The organism is Paenibacillus sp. FSL F4-0097 (assembly GCF_038593125.1).
Taxonomy (GTDB): Bacteria; Bacillota; Bacilli; order Paenibacillales; family Paenibacillaceae; genus Paenibacillus_AQ; species Paenibacillus_AQ odorifer.
Genome location: NZ_CP151965.1, coordinates 4,463,639 through 4,485,365, shown reverse-complemented (window position 1 = coordinate 4,485,365; position 21,727 = coordinate 4,463,639). Strand labels below are relative to the sequence as shown.

Below are 21,727 nucleotides of genomic sequence, written 5' to 3'. Positions count from 1 at the left end.
ATTATTTTATTTTTCATGTGGAGGTTGATCTCTCTGGCTGCAAAAACAAATGAGCAAATGTTACTCGAATTTAAGTCCCTCATCCCGTTCGTAGAATCTTTAGGGGAAGTATCAGACAAACATTGGAATCAGCCTATTGCAGCTGGTAAATGGACTGTAAAGGATATCATCTGTCATCTCATGTTATGGGATAAATATTTTTATGAAGGTGCGATTAAGAAAATAATTCTCCGGGAACCGATCACAACTAAGCATTTGGATTTTAACGAGTTTAATGCTAACGCTGTAGAATATGCTAAATTATTATCTGAACAAACATTAATTGAACAATTTGTACGTTATAGAACTAAAATCATAGATGCAGCTGCAGGGTTAACGGAAGATGAATTCAATCAGGAATATAAGGACGGAGATCGCAAAAAATTCAGCGTTCGCAAGTATTTGAGAAGTTTTATCCCACATGATAAGCATCATAAAAAACAGATTGAGCAGTTCTTAAAACCTTAAACCTTGGCGCGATTTTGAACTAACTTCATGGATTGGCGTATGAGGATAGGACCAAACATGCTTCCGGCAGAGGCGGCAATTAAGGAATGGAAGGGGAATTTTATAGCAAAATAAAAGACCCATCCAGCAACAATATCAATAAGGATGAACTTCTTGATCTCGGATAATGGAATGGTCACGAAGACAATAGATTGTTTGTTTCTCACAGCAATGACCTCCTAATTTTAAGAAAACATCTTATAAATCCACTGTTCATTCTATTTTGGAACTAAGATGTCCCATTCCGTCTAAATCTACAATCGAATCGTAAAAAAAGGAAGTATGCCTTGCGGATCTTTTTCGCAAAGTGTACTTCCTTTTTTGTATGTGAGGATATTATCTGACTAATATTTGGCAGGGTATGGAAAGTCACAGAAGATATATTCAATCACCAGTACAATGTAAGCGTTGTCTTTTGTGAAAATATATCCTAAAGGAGCTAAGCTATGAGAGTGAAGAGACTATCTTTTAACCAGCTTGTGTTTATCTGTTTAGGTTTTCAATACTTGTTAATGCGTTTGTTCTCTGCCGGCGAGGCAATCGTTATCACATCGATAGAGCTAGTAATATATATTGTTTATACTGTCGCCACCCTTGCCGGATTGTTTCTCCGGAGCAGACGAATTGATAGTGAAGCTGTATCTGGGTTGTCGTCGTTATTTTTCAGCGTGTTATGGACGGTGTCTTTGTTCTCACAGTTTCGGAAAGAAAGTTATCCAAATGCTTTAACAATCATTAATTCGCTGGGGGTGTCTTCAGCGGTAATCGTGATGCTCACACAATTTATTATTTTGGCCAAGGCTTAGGCTTTAGCTGAAAAAAAAGGCGGGTGCCCCAGCAGCCATTTCATGGCTTATGCGGCACTCGTTTGTTTTTTTTCATCCCCAGAAATGAAAGCTCACCCTGTTCACTCCGTTTAAATTCAAATTCACTGTCATGCTTGGTATGATGGAATCTTGTTTCTGAGATAGGATAGAACGGTGTAACCTCTCCATCATTCCAGACAAAATAATAGTCCTGGCCCCTACGCTCTACGCTCGCTTTGCAGCCAAATCCCTCATAGGTCCCCATATATTCAGCATACATGCTATCATCAAGTGGGAAGGCTTGCGGGAATATCGGCATCTCGGCAGGCTCACCGAATACTAATCCAGATAGAGATTCCGTTAACTTGGTAATGGGGACACAATCATAATTGGTCAACATGATGACGGTCGTCTGCTCTTCTGGATATCTGTGCATTTCACTTCGGAAGCCGCGATAAGCGCCGCCGTGATACATTCTTTTGCGATCATAACGTTCGTCCAAAAACCAACCAAAACGATATTTGAGATTACTTGAATGAAAAGCCATCTCCAAAGTATCGTGGGATACTAATTGATCGGAGTATAACGCTTGATCCCACAGGAAAAGATCAGCAGCCGTCGAATACATAGCACCCGCTGATAGGATAGAGCTCATATTTATGTATTCACCCTGAGTATACTCACCCCATGAGGAATGATAAGGTGAGGCTAATTTTGAAATGATTTGCTGATTGTTATAAACTCCTGTATTTACCATGCCAAGAGGCTGTAATATAAAAGTAGTGATATAATCTTCAAATGTCATGCCTGTAATCTTCTCAATAATCATTCCTAATAAATAATAACCTGAATTATTATAGGAAAACGATGTGCCAGGCATAAATGCAGGCGGTTGACTCACAAATAGCTGTAACATCTCCAGTGGAGTCAGCTTCAGCTTATTTAATTTTTGATTATATTCGGGTAGAGAAGTGTAGTTGGCTATACCCGAGGTATGTCCCAGCAGATGAAGGACGGTAATCCCCTCGAATGCATGCTGTTCAGGAAGATACTTAAGGATCGGATCTTCCAGTCGCAGACGTTTTTGTTCTTTTAGCATCAGAATTGCCATGCCAGTGAATGACTTGGTTAATGACCAGATCCGGAATTTGGTATCTATAGTGTTCGGAACCTGATGTTCAAGATTCGCATATCCGTATGCTTTTTGTAGCTTGATTTCTCCATGCTGAGCTATTAAGACTGTGCCGCTCAGTGGGCAGCTTTGTTCGTATTTTTCTAAATATTGCTCCAGACGCTGGGATTGTTTATCCACAGGTAACCCCTCCTTAAAGGCATATTCTAACATAATACTAAATTCTGTTGAAGCGGAGAGAAATCCATGAGATATGATTGTTTAATTATTGATGATGAAACTGAACTTGCGGAGAGCACCTGCGAATATTTTAATTTGTTTGATGTTCAAACCGCGTTTGTTACAAGCGCTGCTGCCTGTCGGAGCTTTTTGCGTGAGCATCAGGTCTCAATGTTACTGCTTGATATTAATTTAGGCGGTGAATCCGGCTTCCAGTTATGCAAAGAGCTGCGTCAGACGATGGGGATTCCTATCTTGTTTATTAGTGCCCGCTCCAGTGAAGATGATGTATTGATTGCTCTTGATATCGGAGGAGATGACTATATTCATAAGCCGTATACCCTGAGAGTGCTGCTCGCAAAAGTGAAGGCGGTGCTTAAACGCCACAATAACGAAGTTATAGCTGAGGCAGCGGTCCTTCAAGCCGGCTCTATCCAGATAGACCCTGAACTTAGGAGGGCAAGCCTTAATGGCGTAGCTCTCAAGCTGAAAACGATGGAATATAAACTGCTCAGCTATTTGATTCAGCATAAAAATAGGGTAATCCCCAAAGAGGAGTTATTTACAGAGGTATGGGGAGATGTTTTTGCGGGGGATGGCACCTTAAATGTACATATTCGCCATCTACGCGAGAAGATTGAGCAGAATCCTAATGATCCTCAGTACATCCGTACAGTATGGGGCATCGGTTATGCTTTTGAGGACAAATAGTTATGACTAAAAAACTGCTGTTGGCTCTTCTACTTACTATATTTGCCGCAAGTTTAACGCTCACATTCCTAATTCTTAATTTGCAGGAGGAGACAGGAACAGATAGAGTGGCTATCAATACCATTGTGAAGCTCACGGAGCAGAACTGGGACAAGCTTGATCCGAACCTGTACAAGGAAGGTCCTTATGAATTTGCCATTATCGATACCGCGGGAGTACTTAAATATCAGACGGGAAATGCGATTTCCGTTACCGTTAACGAAGCCATCAACAATCGGGATACTCTAGTGGACGTTTTTGTTCAGGATAAGATGGTGGGTAAGGTGATTATTAATAATGATTACCATGCGATTTTTATACATATGAAAAAACAATTTATACAAGTTTCTATTGTGATGCTGCTACTGCTTACGGTTCTAGGCATTCGCTATATTTGGTTCCTGAATCGATCGGTTCTCCGTCCGTTTCGCAAAATGCAGCTATTCGCGAAGCATATCGCGAGAGGTGATCTGGAAGTTCCGCTGGAGATGGATCGTAATCATCTGTTTGGTGCTTTTACCGAAAGCTTTGATATGATGCGGGAAGAGCTTGCAGCGGCTAGACACAGCGAATATTTGGCGAATAAAAGTAAAAAGGAACTGGTTGCTAGTCTCAGTCATGATATTAAAACACCAGTTGCTTCGTTAAAGGCGATTACGGAACTGATGTTATTAAGCGCAAGGGATGAGAAGACCAGCAGACAGCTTAACACTTTGTATTCCAAAGCGGATCAGATTGATCGTCTGGTGACCGATATGTTCCATTCGACCTTAGAGGAACTAAATGAACTTAAAGTCAGCTTAACGGAGGAGCAAAGCCACCTGCTGATCCAAATTATAAATAATGTAAATTTCTATGAACGGATTTCAGTAGCAGCAGTGCCTGACTGTATCATTACGGTGGACTCCTTGCGGCTGCAGCAGGTGATTGATAATGTTGTGAATAATTCCTACAAATATGCCTACATAGACACACCTATTGATATTAGGTTCGAGATTACGGATCATTATCTGGAGGTAGATATTCTGGATTATGGCCCCGGGGTTCCGGAGGAGGAGCTGCCTTTAGTATTTAATAAATTTTTTCGGGGCAGTCTGGCCGTGAGCCAGAATGGTGCGGGTCTAGGCCTGTACATTTCCCGTTATATGATGCAAAAAATGCAAGGCGACATTGTGTGCTCCAATCGGGAGGATGGATTTACAGTCAAACTGCTAATTCCTTTAGCAGGACAGAATTAAGAATTAGCTAAGGATTGCACAAAGACATGTTAAGAACATTTAACGTACGATAAGGTTGCAATTACGAATAAGCTTGTGATTGCAGCCATTATATTTCGCGTAGAGCAATGATTTTCTTTTAGCGCAATTAATGAGCATGAATGTAAATGGAGTGTTCAACATGAGCGAAGTGAATAATAAAGTGCTGATGCAGACTAATAAGCTTGGAAAAACCTTCTCCCATGGAGGAACTCAGCAGCATGTTTTGAAAAATCTGGATCTGACCTTATATCATGGTGATTTCACGATTATCATGGGCAGCTCTGGTTCTGGTAAATCAACACTGCTGTATGCCATTTCGGGTATGGATAAGCCAACGCTTGGAGAGGTTCTATTTGAAGGTCAGGATATCACAGCCATGAGTAATGATCAGCTTGCGGTATTCCGGCGGAAGAATTGTGGGTTCGTGTTTCAGCAGATTCATCTGCTGGATACGATGAGTGTCCTCGACAATGTATTATCTAGTGCTTTTCTTGTACAAAAGGATAGAGCAGGGGCTGTGAAAAAAGCCAAAAAGCTACTCTCAGATGTAGGTCTGGATGACTCTGTCTGGGGCAAGTTTCCGGCGCAAATCTCAGGTGGCGAAGCTCAGCGGGCGGGTATTATCCGGGCATTGATCAACAGTCCAAAAGCGGTTTTCGCTGATGAGCCGACAGGTGCGTTAAACAGTTCAGCAGGAATAGGTGTATTGCGCGTCCTCACTGAGGTGAATAGGCAAGGGCAAAGCATAATTATGGTTACACATGATCTTAAAACCGCGTTGCGTGGTAATCGGATATTGTATCTGCGGGACGGAGTCATCGTTGGTGATTTGCGTCTTACCCCTTATAGCGAAGATAACGGACCTGAACGGCAGCAGCAAGTACAGTCCTTTCTAACCGAATTGGGGTGGTAGGGATGAGCAGCCTAATAGGAAACCTAGCTTGGTCAAATATTCGTAAAAGAAAAAGCGCCACGCTTACACTCTTCATTTTGATCATGATAGCTGTGCTGCTGCTGAACATTGGCCTTACGGTCAGTTTAAAGCTAAATTCTTTTCAGCAAGAAAAAATGACTGAATTAAGGACTCCAGAAATAAGTGCATTTTTCCCAAAAGATGATCATCTAGAAGAGTATGAGGAGCTTGTGGATAGTTATTCATATACAGAAACCTGGGAGAATGAAGCAGCAATTCTGTTAGCAGACGCTAAAATGAAGTACGGACAAACGGACACTACGGTAGCTTTTATAATTCTTAACATGGATACACCGCGGACCAAGGGACTATTCAAGACAACGACTCCGTTAGGATCTAAGGATGCGGATATGATCTATTTGCCTTATTTGTTCCATGTTGGATCGGGGTATAACCTTGGCGATACCTTTTCTTTTGTATACGATAATAAGCCATTCTCTTATACAATAGGTGGCTTTATTGAGGAGCCGTTGCTAGGAACGTTAACTAATGGAGCTTTAAAAGTATTTTTGAATGATGAAGGTTATAAGCAGTTGGAGAAACGTCTTGGAACAGAAGCTCAGTACAGCTTTCTATCAGCAGATTTAACCGATCCTTCAAAGGATGTAAAGCTGGAACAAATGCTAAGTGAGCGGATTTTTGCCTCAGGAAGTACGGATCAATTTCAAGTCATGCGGGCAGAGGTTGGTCTCCAAGGGAACCGTGTTTTTGTTAATCTTTTAGCGGCCATTCTGATCGTATTTGCCCTGATTATGGTTCTGATCTCGCTTATTGTCATCAGGTTTCAAATATTGGGACATATTGAAGACAATTTGACGAATATCGGTATTTTAAAAGCCAACGGTTATACTTCATGGCAGATTAAAAACGCGCTTCTGCTACAGTTCACCTCAGTGTCAATCATCGCAGCTATACCGGGAGGTGGGTTATCTGGGCTGGTTATGCCGTTGGTAGGGAATATGATTTCGTCTTCAATCGGACTTCTGTGGCCAATATCCTTTGAAGGGGTCAGTGCAGTACTTAGTTTGGTTATTGTCTCTGGACTAGTGCTACTTGTTACCTATCTGTCGAGCCGGCGAATTCGGAACATTACTCCGATTACAGCTCTGCAGAGCGGAATCCTCACTCACAATTTTAAGCGGAACCCAATTCCACTCGAAACATCCCGAATGAATCTGCAATTCAGCTTAAGCCTTAAAGCTTTAGTAAGGCAAATGAAGCAGAATATGATGATCGTATTGATCGTTGCCGGATTAACCTTTTCTAGTATTTTTTGCTCTATAGTGAATTTCAACTTTAAGGGAGACACCTCAGCAGTTATAAAACTGGTAGGTATAGAACGCAGCGACTTTTTGTTGTTGCCGAAAAACGGTGACCTACAGCAGGGGAAGTTTACAGAATTAGAAGCCATGCCAGGGGTTGAAAAGTTGACTGTATTGGATAGCATGGTCGCTTCGATTAAAAATACCAGCTTTATGCTCCGGGTATCTGACGATTATAGCAAGCTGGAGACACAAACCATATACAAAGGGCGAGAGCCTATTTATGATAATGAAATTGTGATTTCCGGTGTTATTGCAAAGTTGAAAAATACAGAAATAGGGGACGAGGTACCTATCACTTTTAATGGTGTGACGGAGAATTATTTGGTCACTGGCTTAAGCCAGCAGATTAGCCAACTTGGAATGGTGGCGAGTATGACCGGTGATGGAATGAGAAGACTTCAACCGGAGTACACCCCTCTGTCCATCAATGTGTATCTGAAAGAGGGGGGAGATGCGCAAGCTTTTGTGAAGGATCTGGAAGCACATTTCCCCGGAAAATGGAATATTACTAACATTCGAGAAACGGTTGATAGTACGCTCAGTACATTCACTGCCGCAGTATCTTCTATGACAGCAGTCATCACTGTGGTGACGATTATAGTAGTAAGCCTGATTTTATATTTAGTGATTAAGACTTTGATTCTGAAGCGGAAGCGTGAGTTCGGCATTCTTAAAGGAATGGGTTATACCACTTTTAATCTGATGACGCAGATTACCTTTAGTCTGTTTCCGGTGATTGTGGTGGGAGTAGCTTTGGGGAGTATAGGCGGTTATTTTTTCTCGGACTCTGCGTTTGTACTATTGCTCTCGAGTTTAGGGATTTATAACGTCCAACTGGCGGTTAGTTTGCCACAAGTATTGCTATTGTGTGCAGCCATTCTAGTAGTCGCTTATGCGGTGTCTATGCTTGTTGCCCGGCGAATTCGGAAGGTTAGTGTTTACGATTTGATTATGGACTAAGCAAAAGACAAAAAAACAACGAGCAGGAGGTTTGTTACTCCATACTCGTTGTTTTTTTTACATATTCATTCGTCCGTCATCATAATTGAATTGCCAATCAATGCCGAATTTATCTTTTAGACTACCATAACAAGAGCTCCAGAAGGTTTCTTGCAGTTCCATAACTACTTTACCGCCCTCTTGAAGTTTATTGAAATATTTCTTTATGTTATCTAAATCCTTACTAACTACGGAAAGACTAATATTGTTTCCTTCGATAAAAGGCATGCCTGGAAAAACATCAGAAAACATTACATTACTGCCTTCGATATTCAAGCGGGTGTGCATAACCAAATCTTTAGCTTCCTCAGGAAGAGTGAAATTGGGATCGGGTGGTGTTTCACCAAAGGTCATGATTTGTGGACGTTCAGTGCCAAACACCTCTGCGTAAAACTCTGCTGCGTCACGACAATTCCCGTTGAAATTAAGATAAACATCGATAGACATTTTTTTCACTCCTTAAAGGTTTGTTAGCGGCACATCAAAAGTTCTTAAAATTCAAAATACCTTATCACATCCACATTGTATCATTTACCAGTTTATAAACAAATATACTTTTAGTCTCATTATTAAACTTTTATTTCATCTACTATCTTCTAATTAAAAATAGGATATGGTAGTATTCAAGAAAAGGGATAATTTTCTATAAATTAAATAAAATTATATTTATGTTAAATAGTTGGGGTGGATTTGGGCTCGTGTTTGATCTTTACCACTGAGAGGAGGTGATGGTGAGTGCGGGTAAGGCATAGAGGAGGTGACAATTCTTTAAAGGAGTGAATACTGCAATTGTAGCATCGCGTGGCTATTAATAAATTATTTACGAATTTATTTAATTGTCGAAAGGAGAATAATAAATGACAAAAGCACTAAGGAAGCAAATGTTGTTATTGCTTACGATCATGGCTTTAGTTATCACCGGATATGCTCCTTCTACCACGTATGCCAGTGAGGCACATGTTGACAATCCGTTTGTAGGAGCTACAGCATATGTGAATCCTGATTATGCCGCACTGATTGATACCTCTATTGCTCAGGTTACCGATAGTACTTTAGTTTCCAAGATGGAGACCATTAAAAAATATCCGACAGCCGTATGGCTGGATCGAATTGCTGCAATTTATGGCGGAGAGGACAATGGAGGTAGAAAAAGTCTGGAACAGACTTTAGATGCCGTACTCGCGCAAAAGCAACCCAATACGCCGATTACAGCCACGTTCGTAATTTATGACATGCCTGGGCGGGATTGCCACGCTCTTGCCTCCAATGGCGAGCTGCCACTGACAGCTGCGGGTCTTACAACCTATAAGTCAGATTATGTTGACGTAATCGCCAGTATTTTTGCAAAGCCCAAATATAGTGACATTCGTATAGTGACTATCGTAGAGCCGGACTCGCTTCCGAATCTAGTCACCAATCTCAGCACACCAACAGTGTGCTCAAGCTAACTCCACGAATATTTACCGTGATGCTACGCGTTACACTTTAAATGCTCTCCATGCCATTCCGAATGTATATACTTACATGGATATTGGCCACTCCGGCTGGCTCGGATGGGATACTAACCGTGGCCCCGCTATCGACCTCTTTACTTCGGTTGTGTCAGGCACTACAGCTGGACTTGCTAGTGTCGATGGATTTATTACGAATACAGCCAATACCACTCCACTAGTAGAACCTAATCTTCCAGATCCGAATCTTACGATAGGCAGCCAGCAGCTTCGCTCCGCAAGTTATTATGAATGGAATCCGTATTTTGATGAAGCCGATTTCACAGCAGCTTTGTATTCAGGTTTTGTAGCAAAAGGTTGGCCTTCCACGATCGGCTTCCTTATTGATACCTCCCGTAACGGGTGGGGTGGACCTAATCGCCCGACTAGTGCAAGCGGAACAACCGTTAACGCTTATGCAGATTCCGGTCGGATTGATAAACGTCTCCATCGCGGCAATTGGTGTAATGCCAGCGGCGCTGGAATTGGAGAAGTTCCACAAGCAGCCCCTGCAGGTTATGCAGCCTCACATTTGGACGCATTTGTCTGGGTGAAACCTCCGGGAGAATCTGATGGTTCCAGCAGTGCCATTCCAAATAATGAAGGCAAGGGCTTTGACAGAATGTGTGATCCGACTTATACCAGCTCAAGCGGCACACTGACCGGTGCATTACCTAATGCGCCTGTATCAGGTCACTGGTTCCATGATCAATTTGTTCAGCTGGTACAGAATGCTTACCCTGTAATTCCTCTGAGCAACGGAGGGGGCACTGTAGTTCCAGAGGCACCCACTAACTTGGTAGCGACAGCGGGAGATGCAAAGGTAAGCCTGAGCTGGAGCGCATCCAGTGGTGCGACTAGTTACACGGTAAAACGAGCGACCACAAGCGGAGGGCCGTATACCACAGTAGCGACAGGATTAACAGCTACGAGCTACTCCAACACCGCCTTAACGAACGGAACAACTTATTACTATGTTGTAAGCGCAACCAATAGTGTGGGAGAGAGTGTGGATTCTACACAAGCGAGTGCGACTCCAGCAGCAGTGGCGACTGTTCCCGCGGCACCAACCAATTTGGTAGCGACAGCAGGTGAGGCGAAAGTAAGCCTGAGCTGGAGCGCATCCAGTGGAGCGACTAGTTACACTGTGAAAAGTGCAACCACAAGCGGAGGACCGTACACTACTGTAGCGACAGGGCTAACGGCAACGAGCTACACCAACACGGGCCTAACGAACGGAACAACCTATTACTATGTTGTAAGCGCAAACAATAGTGTAGGAGAGAGTGTGAATTCGGGACAAGCAAGTGCGATCCCAGCAGCGGTGGCAACTGTTCCAGTGGCACCAACTAACTTGGTAGCGACAGCAGGAGATGCGAAAGTGAGCCTGAGCTGGAGCGCATCCAGTGGTGCGACGAGTTACACTGTGAAAAGTGCAACCACAAGCGGAGGACCGTACACCACTGTAGCAACAGGGCTAACGGCAACGAGCTACATCAACACGGGCTTAACGAACGGAACAACCTATTACTATGTTGTAAGCGCAACCAATAGTGCGGGAGAGAGTGTGAATTCGGCACAAGCGAGTGCTGTTCCACAAGTTCCGGCAGCAACTAGTCTGACGTTGCAGTATCGGGCGGGAGATACTAATGCGACAGACAATCAGATCAAACCTTATTTTAATATTAAAAATAACGGCACAGCCGCAGTGAACTTAAGCGATCTTAAAATCCGTTATTATTTCACTAAAGATAGTAATCAGACGTTAAACAGCGCAATTGACTGGGCACAAGTTGGCAACAATAATATTCAAGTCGCCTTTGCAGACTACACAGGCACGAATGCAGACACTTACGTTGAACTTTCGTTTACTTCTGCAGCTGGTTCCATTCCAGCTGGAGGCCAGTCCGGAGATATTCAGCTCAGAATATATAAATCCGATTGGACTAATTTTAACGAAGCCAATGACTACTCCTTTGATGCTACTAAAACTGCTTATACTAACTGGGATAAAGTGACACTTTATCAAAGTGATGCTCTCGTATGGGGGATTGCTCCGTAACGGAAAGCAGGGGATATTTAAAAGAGCCGCTGGAGTGATTGAAGTGCTCCCTGTCAAGTGGACAGTGTAAAAAACAAAAATAGTTAGTTTAGATACCTCAGTTCGTATTGCCAGAACTGAGGTATCTTCGTTATGCAGCTCGTCGGTATTCGCTAGGTGACAAGCCATCCAAACACTCTGTGTAGCGGTAATTATTGTAGTAGTGAATATATTTGCTAACCTCTGTGAGGACATCATCATAGGTGTCATACTTTGTAAGATAATAGCTTTCTGACTTGTATGTACCCCAAAAACGCTCAATAGGTTGGTTGTCCAAACACCGACTCACACGAGACATGCTTTTCTTAAATCCGTATTTTACATGAAGTCGGTTGTACTCATGAGACGTGTACTGGAAGCCTCTGTCGCTTTGTAAAAGAGGGGATACGCCAGGATTCTTCGCGTAAGCCCTCTTCAACGTATCCATCACGAGTTTATTGTTGTTGGAATGGCTTAATACCCATGAGACAATGGAATTATCATATACATCAATAATAGCGCTCAAATAGGCTTTGCGCCCATTCCCGTACTTCAGTTCAGTCACATCTGTACACCATTTTGAATTAGGAGAATTGGCATCAAAGTTACGGTTCATTACATTTTCAACTACATGGATCTCCGTAGCTTTCACATAACTCGCTCGTTTTCTGCGAATGACTGCTTTAAGCCCAAGAGCACACATAATTCGGTAATAACGCTTTTTGTTGTACTGCTTTTTGAGCTTTCGGTTTAATTGCGTGCGCATTTGACGATAGCCAAGAATCCCTTTTCGCTTGTCATATCGTAGCTTTACTTCTTTCGCTAACGCACGAGTTTCAAGTTCTATGCAAGAGGGTTTCCATTTTAACCACTTGTAATAGGCAGATCGAGCAACCCCAGCTAACGCACACAACTTCGTAATTGCGTGACCTTTTTCTTTGTTCAGTTCTTGAATCGCTTGATACAAGTTTACTTGTCGAACGAGGGTTAGCGTGTATTTCGTCGCTTGATCTCCGCCAACTTTTTTGCGAAGTCATTCTCCATCTCTAGGTATTCATTTCGCGCTTCTAGCTCTTTAATCCGTAGTTTAAGGCGGTCATGCTCATCTAGTTCTTCTACAGGCTTTTTGCGACCGCGATTGTCCTGAAGAGCCTCCTCGCGGCCAACTTGATATTTCCGAACCCATGCGTAAACTTGCTGATAAGATACTCCGTACTTTTCAATCGCTTTCTGATAATCCAATCCATTAGCGATGGTATATTGTGCAATTTCAATGCGTTCTTCGAAAGTTGTTTTACGTCCTTGGTTCATATGAGATAGTCCTTTTCCTGTATGTGTAGGTTTCAATTCTATCTCATTAGTATACTTGGTAATCCATTTTGTCAAAACACTTCTGCTTGAAATATAATGCTTGTTTGTCACCTCTTCAACGGAGCAACGACCAGACAACACTTCGTTAACAGCAGCAAGCTTCAATTCCTTTGGGTATGATTTCCATGTTCTCGATTCCCTCAACCCGTCCAAACCATCTGCTTTATATTTCCTAATCCATTCTCTAACTGTGTGTGAACTAAGACCTAGCTGCTTTGCCTCATAGTTTGGATTTGACTTGTGCTCAAGGCACAGCCCTACGACATGTAATTTTACTTTTAAAGATGTTGGACTTCTATTAGACATTAGAAAAACTCCCATCATTGTAGCAGTAGAAGTTTTTGTTTTTTCTACTGTCTACTATGATGGGAGCTTATCAGATCCTGGCGGCTCTTTCTGTATTATTTAATTCGTTTACCGAGTAGCACAAGCAGCCAGATGATTCCAGCCCCAACAATGGCGTGACCAAGCCCCGCAATATGGGGCAGGAAGCTAATATCACTGCCGTTAATTTGCAGCATTCCACGTGTAGCCATTGCACCAATCGTGATTAGAAGACCAATGTTATAGACAATGTACCATGCACCAAAAGATTTAGCCTCATGGATATTAAATAACTTATCTAAGATCATAGCAATAATAAAGAAAAAGAATCCTAAGATTAGAATGTGGGTGTGAAGCGCAACTAATATAGTATCTCCTGTGAAATCATTCATTTTAGTAATTTCGCGATAGGCCACTCCGGCTATCAAACCAAGAATTGCATAGAAAAAAGACGTGTAATACAATTTTTTCATAAGAATATCTCCTTTGTAGTTATCGTTATGATTGAAGTGTATCAAGCAATTAAGAACGCAATATGAACAAATGATTACAAGGTGAAAAAAATCACTAGTTTATAAATACATTATATCCTAAAGGAAGTTTCACTTTCCACGACGAACTGTACTACTAGAGAAATGAGAGGAGACTTAAGGAAAATATGAATGATAACATTGAAGTATTTCCGGTGCTCGAAACTGACCGCTTTATTTTGAGAAGAATTACACTGGATGATGCTAAAGAAATATATGATTATTTTTCAAAAGATGAAGTGACCCAGTATTATGATCTGGATAGCTTCACCGATATACAGCAAGCGATCAACCTTATCGAAAGATGGGATGAACGTTTCAAAGGCAAACAAAGCATTCGCTGGGGAATAGCCAGGCGTGAGGATAATATAATGATTGGTTCATGCGGATATCATAACTGGGCGCACAGAAATTTCAAAGCAGAGATTGGGTATGAATTATCTCCACTTTATTGGTGGCAGGGTGTGATGACGGAAGTTCTGACAGCTATTATTGCGTATGGCTTTGAGCATATGAAGCTCCATCGAATTGAGGCGTTTTATGATCCGGCTAATATTGCCTCCAAGAAGTCGCTTTTGAAAGCGGGCTTTAAGTATGAGGGGTTGTTACGCGAATCTTTTTTTGAAAAAGGTAGATTTGTAGATGCGGAGATTTGCTCTTTGTTAGCTTCCGATACGAACTAAGAAGTGTAAAATTAATAAAAGCAAGTTAACCATAATGCGAGAGGACGTATTATGGTTTTTTGTTTGTGATACAATAAATAGATTATCGAATTTATCCTACGTGGTACTAATCCAACATACATATCATGATGAAAGAAGGTGAAGGTATGGAGTTTGAGTATTTGCTTCGTGTAATTGGCGCGGGAATTTGTGGCGTATTAGTTGGATATGAACGCAAAAGCCGGATGAAAGAAGCTGGAGTTAGAACACATTTTGTTGTAGCCTTAGGTGCTGCACTCATGATGGTCATCTCCAAATATGGGTTTCAGGACCAAGCGGATTGGCCTAATCTTTCTCTTGATCCCGCTCGGATAGCTGCTCAGGTAGTAAGCGGAGTAGGTTTTTTGGGAGCAGGGATGATTTTTATGCAAAGACACACAGTCAAAGGGCTCACTACTGCTGCAGGGATTTGGGCAACAGCCGGAGTGGGCATGGCCATAGGGTCTGGTCTTTATATTCTTGGCGTAGGAGCAACGATAATCATTTTACTTGGGCAAAAGATCTTACACAGTCGTAACAGCTGGCTGGCCGCACCAAAAACCCAACAGCTCGTTATAAGTCTAGCTAACACAGAAGGCGCTATGGGCCGAATTCAAGAGTTACTTAAAGAACACAAAATTGCTGTTCTAAGTTTTCATGCTGAAAATAACAGTGTAGAATCCGAATTAAACGTAGAAATCGTTGTAAGATTGCCTGAATCATTTAATCCAGTGCAATTGTTATCGATGATCCAAGAGGACGCAGCCGTTAAGACCGTTGAGTTTCAATGATTTTTTAGCACCCTCGATGTAACTAACTCACTTCGCATCAAAGGTTACCTCCCTTTAGAGAGCTTCCTTTTGATGCGAGTGTTACCTCCATTGTATTTTCGATTCACACATCGTTTTGTATATTTTCAATCTACAGATTGCTCCAGCTCCCATTATCAATCTTTCATTCAACCCCCTCACATTAATCCAAACAAAATACTTCTTTCAGTCTTTCTATCCCAATTAATAGGATCAAGATTCAAATTAAATGCTAATTCATGGGTATGTGTGTTATGTCTGTGTTATATATTTAGTGGTTTTTGTGTCGGTTATCTTTAGTTAACCGCTTACATTTATTTTTAAATAAAAAATATGTCATTTATATTGACACATAAACCATGACCCTTTATTATTAATCCCATCACTGGAGAAACTAGATTAAAATTTAAATCAAACAATACATTATCAGCGCTTTATTTGCAAATATTTTCTTGTTTTTGTGGTTTATTAATCCAATTAATGCACTGGAGAAAATAATTAGGAGAATGCCCGTGAAAAAGCACGATCAGGATTTTATGAAGCGACAAAATCGTTTAACGGTTTTCGAAATTATAAAAAATCAACAACCGATTTCTCGCGCTTCTATTGCTAAGCAGACTGGTATGAGTCCTACGACTGTAAGTCGAATTGTCGGAGAGTTGACGGAGGAAGGATATTTACTCGATTCAGAGCAGGTATCATCAGGATTAGGTAGGAAATCAACGTTAATAGGTATGATGGACGCTTCTGTATTATCGGTTGGCGTTGAACTGGATCGCAGTCTTATGTCTATTGGAATTGTGGATTTACAAGGACAGCTTATCTGCAGTAGTCAATTTCCCCGTACACCAGACGAAAGTCCAGATCGAACGCTGGAGCGAATTAAGGATGCCATCGAACAATTGTTCCAGCTGCATGTGATTGACAGAACACGTATCGTGGGTATTGGCGTTGGACTTCCCGGCATTGTGAATAACGAAGAAGGAATTGTTGTCTTCTCTGTTCAGCTAGGATGGAAAAATGTGCCGTTAGCCAAACGCTTGAAGGAACTGACAGGTTTTGAAATCGCTGTGGACAATGAGCTGAAAGTAAGGGCTCTTGCAGAACATCTTAAAGGAGCCGCAGTCGGCTCCAGCCGTACGGCATTATTGGGGTTCGGTCAAGGCGTGGGTTCTGCGATGATTCTCGAGGGAGAGATTTACCGAGGGGTGATGAACAGTGCGGGTGAAATTGGGCATACGACAGTGGATCCTAACGGAATGATGTGTGAGTGCGGCAAAGCGGGCTGTTTACAGACTTATATAAATATCAGTTCTTTATTATCTGAAGCTAATCGGATTCGCCCGATCCGTACGATTGAGGAGTTATTCGCAGCAAAACATGCAGGAGAACAATGGGCGATTCACTTGATCGACCGTGCACTCATGTATATGGCGATCACCATTAATAATGTCGTATGCATGTATAACCCCGACAGCGTGATTTTGAGTGGAGAACTCGTGGACAAATTCCCGGATATATACGAAGAAGTTGAGCAGCTGTACCTCTCGCGCTTTACATGGGAGCCGCTTCGGGGTTCCTTTACGATTCATCGTTCGTTGCTGAATGAGAAGGGTGTAATTATCGGATCGGGACTTTTATCGCAGAACCGATTTTTTGCCTTAGATTAAATTAAATACTGCTGGGGAGGTTGTACAGATGGGATTTACAACATTGGTAGAAGAATATCGTGGTGACCTGCTGGAGAATGTGCATTATGGTGCAGTTAGTGTAGTTGATGAGAAGGGCAGCATTTTGTACAAAGCAGGTGATCCGGAGCATATGACTTATCTTCGCTCTGCTGCTAAGCCATTCCAAGCTTTGCCGGTAATGAAACGCCGGATCGATGAAGTATATGGTTTGACAAGTAAAGAAGCATCGCTGTTTACCGCTTCACACCGGGGAGAAGCCTTCCATATTGAAGCGCTTGAAGCTCTTTTTCAGAAAATGGGATTAAAAGAAGAGTCACTTCATTGCTGCTCTACATACCCGCTGAATGAAGAAGCCAAAGCAGAACGTCACCGGGCAAATGAGCCAACTCGTAAAATCTTTCATAACTGCTCAGGCAAACATGCAGGTTTAATGGGCCTTAGCAAATATATGGGTTGGGATATAGACACTTATTACGATCCTAACCATCCTGTACAACAGGAGATTCTTGAGATGATGGCTTATATCGCTGAAGTTCCCAAAGCGTCCATCCCGCAAGGTATTGATGGCTGTGGACTTCCTATCTTCGCACTTCCGCTTCATAAAATCGCTTATTCCTATCTAAAGCTAGCGTGTCCCGATTTGATAGAGGATACGGATATACGTAAGGCAGCCGCTGCCATTGCAAAACTTATGAACGATAACCCGGTTATGATTGCTGACACGAAATTTGTATGCTCAGAGCTCCTGAAGGATGACAATCTGACAGCTAAAGGTGGAGCAAAAGGGGTATACGGTATCGGACTCCGTAAGGAACGAATGGGTATATCACTGAAAGTATCCGACGGATCAGAACAAGTCTGGCCATGTATTATCGCATCGATTCTAGAACGTATTGGTTACAGCAATCAAGACACAATTGATCGCTTATATGCACTTGTGCCTAACACGATTGTTAATGATGGCGGTACTGTGGTCGGCGAACGCCGTGCTGTATTTCAATGGGAGATCTAGAGCATAAGGTCAAGAATAATCTTCAAGTTTGGTGATTAATCGGACTAGAAGCTTTTCTAATACATCGTTTGAATAGGGGAGTGTAAAAAATGAAAGCAAAAGGAAAAGTATGGTCAATGTTCATGCTGCTGCTTATTACAGTAGTAGTGACTGCAGGGTGCGGCAACAAAGCGAGCAACGAGGGACAAAAAGGCAATACTGCTGGTGGAACTGAAACTAGCACCCCAACTACAAAGAATGATAAAGACATTGTAATTGCCATCAATTCTAACTTTATTACGCTGGACCCTCATAACGCAAGCGATACGCATTCAATCAGCGCTGCCAGAACGATGTACGAAGGTCTGATGGGTTTTGATGAGAATATGAACGTAGTTCCTGTTCTTGCCGCAAGCCATTCCATAAGTGAAGACGGGTTGGTCTACACGTTCACGCTGCAAGAGAATGTTAAATTCCAAGACGGTACTGACTTTAATGCTGAAGCGGTTAAAGTTAACATTGCCCGTATTCAAGATGAGAAGAATAATCTGAGACTGCGCAAAAGCTTCGCAAAGGTAGCTAAAGTGGAGACTCCTGATGCCAAAACAGTGGTTATTACACTCAGCGAGCCGTACAACGCATTTTTAAATAAAGTAGCTATGGCACCTATTATTAGTCCGAAAGCTTTAGAAGAAAATGGCGCCGATATTTCGAAAAATCCTGTAGGAACGGGACCATTTAAGTTCAAAGAATGGGTGCAAGGCGACCGCTTGGTTGTCGTTAAGAACCCTGACTACTGGCAAGCTGGGTTGCCAAAAGTAGATAGTGTGACCTTTAGACCTGTTCCAGAGAATGGATCACGGATAGCCATGCTAAAAACCGGCGAGGCAGATTTCATTTATCCAATGCCAACGGAGCAAGTATCTGAGGTTGAAGGTCTTGAAGGAATTACTGTAGATACCATCGATTCGACAATTGTTCGTTATGTAACGTTAAATACGATGAAAAAACCTTTTGATGATGTGAAGGTTCGTCAAGCCATTAACTATGCTATCAATAAAGAAGCTTATATCAAAGTTGTGAAATCGGGTCTTGGCGCTAAGCTTGATTCCACGATGTCTTCCAAAACACAATACTATTCCCCACAAACAGGTTATGACTATGACATTGAAAAAGCTAAACAATTGCTTGCTGAGGCAGGATATCCTGATGGATTCGAAACCGAAATTTGGGGTGAAAATGAATCCGAAACTATGAAGGGTATGCAATTTATTCAGCAACAGCTAGCACTTGTAGGGATTAAGGTAGACGTGAAATCCATGGAAGGCGGCACATTGTCCGACCAAATTAACTCTGCTAAGACGCCAGAAGAAGCAAAAATTCAAATGTGGTATGTCAGCTGGTCTCCGTCTTCAGGTGATGCAGATGGTGCAACCAGAGGGTTGTTCAGTAGTGAAATGTTCCCGCCTGCTGGCTCAAATACAGCTTATTATAAAAATGAAAATGTAGACAAGTGGATCGCTGAGGCGAATAAATCTGTTGATCCAGAAGCGGCTAAATCCATTTATGGCAATATTCAAAAAACAATATGGGAAGATGCTCCATGGGCATTCATGGGCGTCGACCAAATCATCTCAGGCAAAAGATCGTATCTGGAAGGAGTTAAGGTCTTCCCCGATGGTTCCATTAATGTCCTGAATGCAGAAGTGAAATAATGCTAAACAAACGTTAGGTTTAATATCCCAAGAAATGAACGAGGCCGCTTCTGTAGTATGGTGGGAAGCGGCCTCACTAAATCATTTGTCGATACTGAAGGGGGCTTATGAGTTGGGTAGATATGCTTTACAAAGACTCCTCGGGGTTATTCCGCTGTTGTTCATTGTATCGGTGCTTGTCTTTTTGTTTATTCACTTAATCCCAGGCGATCCAGCCCGACTTATTGCCGGTAAAGATGCCACACTTGAAGAGATTCGTGGAATTCAGGAGCAGCTGGGTCTCAATCTGCCTTTGTGGAAGCAATACATAAACTACATGGGTGATCTGCTAAGTGGGAATCTGGGCAATTCGATCCGTTCAGGGATCCCGGTTACCGACATGCTAGAAAGCAGAGTAATGCCAACGTTGTGGCTGACTTTTCTCAGTATGGCCTGGGCTCTAATTATTGGTCTTCTAATTGGCGTGGTTTCAGCCGTTTATCGCAATCGGTGGCCAGATTATTTAGGGACGTTGACAGCTATTTCAGGGATGTCTATTCCTGGATTTTGGTTAGGCTTGGTACTCATTCAAATTTTCTCGGTAGAGCTTGGTTGGTTTCCAACAGGTGGTGTTGATTCCTGGAAGTCCTATATTCTTCCTTCCATTACACTTGGGATGGGAATTATGTCTATGTTGGCCCGTTATTCTAGGTCATCTATGCTGGAGACCCTTCGGGAGGATTATATCCGTACAGGACGTGCAAAAGGCTTACGCGAGTATGTTGTTATCGGCAGGCATGCGCTGCGCAACTCTTTGATTCAGGTGGTTACCGTAGCTGGACTTCAGTTTGGGTTCCTGCTCGGCGGCTCTGTAATGGTTGAGACGGTATTCAGTATTCCGGGTCTTGGTAGGCTGCTAGTAGACTCCATTTTGTTCCGGGATTATACAGTCATTCAAGCCTTACTGCTTCTGTTTGCTACACAATTTATTCTTATCAATCTATTAGTAGATTTATTGTATGGCGTACTTAATCCGAAAATAAGGTTTTCTCAGTAGCTAATGCGACTAAGAAGCAGAATTTCAATAGATTTATAGGGTGAATTTAGGATCAGGAGGGATATCATGAGTGACAATTCGGCGGTGATGGGAGCAAAATCTCCATTACCCGGAGAGGTACTGGCCCCGGAGAAAACAAAAGGCCGTATGGGTGTTTTTTTACGTAAGTTCAGTAAACAAAAGATGCCCCTTGTGGCCGCATTTTTTATTATATTGCTATTCCTAATTGCAATTTTCGGGCCATTTCTGACCCCGTATAATCCTGATGAACCAAACTACGATGCCCTTATGGCGGGTCCTTCTGCTGCACATTGGGCCGGGACAGACGAATATGGCCGTGATATTCTAAGCCGTTTGATTGATGGTACTCGCTTAACCTTAGCTGTCAGTCTCAGTTCCGTCTTAATCGCAGGCGTACTTGGAACCATCCTAGGTCTGTTAAGTGGATATTATGGCGGTTGGCTAGATCGGATTATTATGCGTGGCAGTGATGTACTATTTTCATTTCCTGACTTGCTGCTTGCCATTGGGATCGTCGCCATCCTCGGTCCGGGTCTATCCAATGTTGTTATCGCGGTTGCAGTCTTTGGTACTCCATCGTTCGCCCGAATTATTCGGAGCGTAACGCTGTCTGCGAAAGAAACATTGTTTGTGGAAGCTGCTCGTTCCATGGGAGCGAAGCATCGCCGGATTATTTGGCGTCATATTTTTCCTGAGACCGTGCCCAGCATTATCGTTAATCTATCCATGAAGATTGGCGGAGCGATCTTGGCCGCTGCATCACTAAGCTTTCTCGGAATGGGTGCAAAAACAACGGAGCCTGATTGGGGCGCAATGTTAAGTATGGGACGTGATTATTTAAGTATTGCTCCACATATCGTTTATTTTCCGGGGATAGCCATCTTTTTAACTGTACTTGCATTTAACCTGGTCGGGGACGGACTGCGTGATGCTCTTGATCCCAAAATGAAAAACTAAGG

21 protein-coding genes are annotated in these 21,727 nt (G+C 42.4%); 15 read left to right on the top strand and 6 right to left on the bottom strand.

All coding sequences use genetic code 11. The annotated features are described in order from the left end of the window. Positions 1 to 15: 15 nt before the first annotated feature. Entirely contained in the window at positions 16 to 507 is a 492-nt protein-coding gene (locus tag MHH86_RS20160; protein ID WP_063829829.1) for a DinB family protein, read from the top strand. Here the strand turns inward: MHH86_RS20160 and MHH86_RS20155 are convergent. Continuing rightward, the gene (locus MHH86_RS20155; protein ID WP_036685800.1) at positions 504 to 713 is read right to left on the bottom strand and encodes a hypothetical protein; all 210 of its coding nucleotides are present in this window, start codon (positions 711 to 713) and stop codon (positions 504 to 506) included. The genes MHH86_RS20160 and MHH86_RS20155 overlap by 4 nt on opposite strands. Positions 714 to 992: 279 nt before the next feature. Between MHH86_RS20155 and MHH86_RS20150 the strand changes: the two genes are divergently transcribed. Then, positions 993 to 1,352: a hypothetical protein gene (locus tag MHH86_RS20150; protein WP_036685802.1), complete on the top strand. Its 360-nt coding sequence runs from the start codon at positions 993 to 995 to the stop codon at positions 1,350 to 1,352. A 40-nt stretch (positions 1,353 to 1,392) separates the two neighbouring features. Here the strand turns inward: MHH86_RS20150 and MHH86_RS20145 are convergent, their stop codons facing one another. Further along, positions 1,393 to 2,664, bottom strand: a complete 1,272-nt coding sequence (locus MHH86_RS20145) for a serine hydrolase domain-containing protein (protein ID WP_342479401.1) — start codon at positions 2,662 to 2,664, stop codon at positions 1,393 to 1,395. Between the two features lie 66 nt (positions 2,665 to 2,730). Between MHH86_RS20145 and MHH86_RS20140 the strand changes: the two genes are divergently transcribed. From MHH86_RS20140 to MHH86_RS20125, 4 genes are all read left to right on the top strand, one after another. Then, positions 2,731 to 3,414: a response regulator transcription factor gene (locus MHH86_RS20140; RefSeq protein WP_038572354.1), complete on the top strand. Its 684-nt coding sequence runs from the start codon at positions 2,731 to 2,733 to the stop codon at positions 3,412 to 3,414. Between the two features lie 2 nt (positions 3,415 to 3,416). Beyond that, positions 3,417 to 4,691, top strand: a complete 1,275-nt coding sequence (locus tag MHH86_RS20135) for a HAMP domain-containing sensor histidine kinase (protein WP_342479400.1) — start codon at positions 3,417 to 3,419, stop codon at positions 4,689 to 4,691. 160 nt (positions 4,692 to 4,851) lie between these two features. Next, positions 4,852 to 5,625 carry an ABC transporter ATP-binding protein gene (locus MHH86_RS20130; RefSeq protein ID WP_339809773.1) on the top strand — a complete coding sequence of 258 codons (774 nt, stop codon included), beginning with the start codon at positions 4,852 to 4,854 and terminating at the stop codon, positions 5,623 to 5,625. A gap of 2 nt (positions 5,626 to 5,627) precedes the next feature. Further along, a complete protein-coding gene (locus MHH86_RS20125) occupies positions 5,628 to 7,970 on the top strand; it encodes an ABC transporter permease (protein ID WP_342479399.1) in 2,343 nt (780 codons plus the stop codon). Between the two features lie 57 nt (positions 7,971 to 8,027). Here MHH86_RS20125 and MHH86_RS20120 read toward each other — a convergent pair whose 3' ends face one another. After that, the gene (locus tag MHH86_RS20120; protein ID WP_036685812.1) at positions 8,028 to 8,456 is read right to left on the bottom strand and encodes a VOC family protein; all 429 of its coding nucleotides are present in this window, start codon (positions 8,454 to 8,456) and stop codon (positions 8,028 to 8,030) included. A gap of 410 nt (positions 8,457 to 8,866) precedes the next feature. Between MHH86_RS20120 and MHH86_RS20115 the strand changes: the two genes are divergently transcribed. Both MHH86_RS20115 and MHH86_RS20110 read left to right on the top strand, forming a co-directional pair. Then, positions 8,867 to 9,457, top strand: a complete 591-nt coding sequence (locus MHH86_RS20115) for a glycoside hydrolase family 6 protein (RefSeq protein ID WP_076225091.1) — start codon at positions 8,867 to 8,869, stop codon at positions 9,455 to 9,457. Beyond that, complete coding sequence (locus MHH86_RS20110; protein ID WP_342479789.1) at positions 9,426 to 11,561, top strand: glycoside hydrolase family 6 protein; 2,136 nt, start codon at positions 9,426 to 9,428, stop codon at positions 11,559 to 11,561. The genes MHH86_RS20115 and MHH86_RS20110 overlap by 32 nt, the downstream gene beginning before the upstream one ends. 130 nt (positions 11,562 to 11,691) lie before the next feature. On the opposite strand, the gene MHH86_RS20105 is transcribed toward MHH86_RS20110, so the two are convergent. From MHH86_RS20105 to MHH86_RS20095, 3 genes are all read right to left on the bottom strand, one after another. Beyond that, positions 11,692 to 12,546 carry an IS3 family transposase gene (locus tag MHH86_RS20105; RefSeq protein WP_081383579.1) on the bottom strand — a complete coding sequence of 285 codons (855 nt, stop codon included), beginning with the start codon at positions 12,544 to 12,546 and terminating at the stop codon, positions 11,692 to 11,694. A gap of 20 nt (positions 12,547 to 12,566) precedes the next feature. Beyond that, a complete protein-coding gene (locus MHH86_RS20100) occupies positions 12,567 to 13,256 on the bottom strand; it encodes a helix-turn-helix domain-containing protein (protein ID WP_036683516.1) in 690 nt (229 codons plus the stop codon). A gap of 95 nt (positions 13,257 to 13,351) precedes the next feature. Continuing rightward, positions 13,352 to 13,747 carry a DUF2871 domain-containing protein gene (locus tag MHH86_RS20095; RefSeq protein WP_036689034.1) on the bottom strand — a complete coding sequence of 132 codons (396 nt, stop codon included), beginning with the start codon at positions 13,745 to 13,747 and terminating at the stop codon, positions 13,352 to 13,354. A 185-nt stretch (positions 13,748 to 13,932) separates the two neighbouring features. Here MHH86_RS20095 and MHH86_RS20090 point away from each other — a divergent pair, with 185 nt between their 5' ends. The 7 genes from MHH86_RS20090 (at position 13,933) to MHH86_RS20060 (ending at position 21,725) form a co-directional block, all read left to right on the top strand. Continuing rightward, on the top strand, positions 13,933 to 14,487 hold the full coding sequence (locus MHH86_RS20090; RefSeq protein WP_038572346.1) for a GNAT family protein: 555 nt from the start codon (positions 13,933 to 13,935) through the stop codon (positions 14,485 to 14,487). Positions 14,488 to 14,612: 125 nt separating this feature from the next. Beyond that, positions 14,613 to 15,296: an MgtC/SapB family protein gene (locus MHH86_RS20085; protein WP_244886359.1), complete on the top strand. Its 684-nt coding sequence runs from the start codon at positions 14,613 to 14,615 to the stop codon at positions 15,294 to 15,296. Positions 15,297 to 15,826: 530 nt separating this feature from the next. Further along, a complete protein-coding gene (locus MHH86_RS20080) occupies positions 15,827 to 16,984 on the top strand; it encodes an ROK family transcriptional regulator (RefSeq protein WP_076225085.1) in 1,158 nt (385 codons plus the stop codon). Between the two features lie 28 nt (positions 16,985 to 17,012). Beyond that, on the top strand, positions 17,013 to 18,017 hold the full coding sequence (locus MHH86_RS20075) for an asparaginase (protein WP_076225084.1): 1,005 nt from the start codon (positions 17,013 to 17,015) through the stop codon (positions 18,015 to 18,017). An 89-nt stretch (positions 18,018 to 18,106) separates the two neighbouring features. After that, positions 18,107 to 19,711, top strand: coding sequence for a glutathione ABC transporter substrate-binding protein (locus tag MHH86_RS20070; RefSeq protein ID WP_036689025.1), 1,605 nt, complete (start codon positions 18,107 to 18,109; stop codon positions 19,709 to 19,711). Positions 19,712 to 19,823: 112 nt separating this feature from the next. Next, a complete protein-coding gene (locus MHH86_RS20065) occupies positions 19,824 to 20,747 on the top strand; it encodes an ABC transporter permease subunit (RefSeq protein WP_076225083.1) in 924 nt (307 codons plus the stop codon). Between the two features lie 66 nt (positions 20,748 to 20,813). After that, positions 20,814 to 21,725 (top strand): ABC transporter permease subunit, encoded by a 912-nt coding sequence (locus tag MHH86_RS20060; protein ID WP_038572342.1) that lies wholly within the window; start codon positions 20,814 to 20,816, stop codon positions 21,723 to 21,725. Positions 21,726 to 21,727: the final 2 nt, after the last annotated feature.

Excerpts from the sequence above, each read along its gene's own strand:
- MHH86_RS20160 (WP_063829829.1), top strand. The coding sequence starts at position 16 with ATGTGGAGGTTGATCTCTCTGGCTGCAAAAACAAATGAGCAAATGTTA.
- MHH86_RS20150 (WP_036685802.1), top strand. The coding sequence starts at position 993 with ATGAGAGTGAAGAGACTATCTTTTAACCAGCTTGTGTTTATCTGTTTA.
- MHH86_RS20140 (WP_038572354.1), top strand. The coding sequence starts at position 2,731 with ATGAGATATGATTGTTTAATTATTGATGATGAAACTGAACTTGCGGAG.
- MHH86_RS20135 (WP_342479400.1), top strand. The coding sequence starts at position 3,417 with ATGACTAAAAAACTGCTGTTGGCTCTTCTACTTACTATATTTGCCGCA.
- MHH86_RS20130 (WP_339809773.1), top strand. The coding sequence starts at position 4,852 with ATGAGCGAAGTGAATAATAAAGTGCTGATGCAGACTAATAAGCTTGGA.
- MHH86_RS20125 (WP_342479399.1), top strand. The coding sequence starts at position 5,628 with ATGAGCAGCCTAATAGGAAACCTAGCTTGGTCAAATATTCGTAAAAGA.
- MHH86_RS20120 (WP_036685812.1), bottom strand. The coding sequence starts at position 8,456 with ATGTCTATCGATGTTTATCTTAATTTCAACGGGAATTGTCGTGACGCA.
- MHH86_RS20115 (WP_076225091.1), top strand. The coding sequence starts at position 8,867 with ATGACAAAAGCACTAAGGAAGCAAATGTTGTTATTGCTTACGATCATG.
- MHH86_RS20100 (WP_036683516.1), bottom strand. The coding sequence starts at position 13,256 with ATGTCTAATAGAAGTCCAACATCTTTAAAAGTAAAATTACATGTCGTA.
- MHH86_RS20095 (WP_036689034.1), bottom strand. The coding sequence starts at position 13,747 with ATGAAAAAATTGTATTACACGTCTTTTTTCTATGCAATTCTTGGTTTG.
- MHH86_RS20090 (WP_038572346.1), top strand. The coding sequence starts at position 13,933 with ATGAATGATAACATTGAAGTATTTCCGGTGCTCGAAACTGACCGCTTT.
- MHH86_RS20085 (WP_244886359.1), top strand. The coding sequence starts at position 14,613 with ATGATGAAAGAAGGTGAAGGTATGGAGTTTGAGTATTTGCTTCGTGTA.
- MHH86_RS20075 (WP_076225084.1), top strand. The coding sequence starts at position 17,013 with ATGGGATTTACAACATTGGTAGAAGAATATCGTGGTGACCTGCTGGAG.
- MHH86_RS20070 (WP_036689025.1), top strand. The coding sequence starts at position 18,107 with ATGAAAGCAAAAGGAAAAGTATGGTCAATGTTCATGCTGCTGCTTATT.
- MHH86_RS20060 (WP_038572342.1), top strand. The coding sequence starts at position 20,814 with ATGAGTGACAATTCGGCGGTGATGGGAGCAAAATCTCCATTACCCGGA.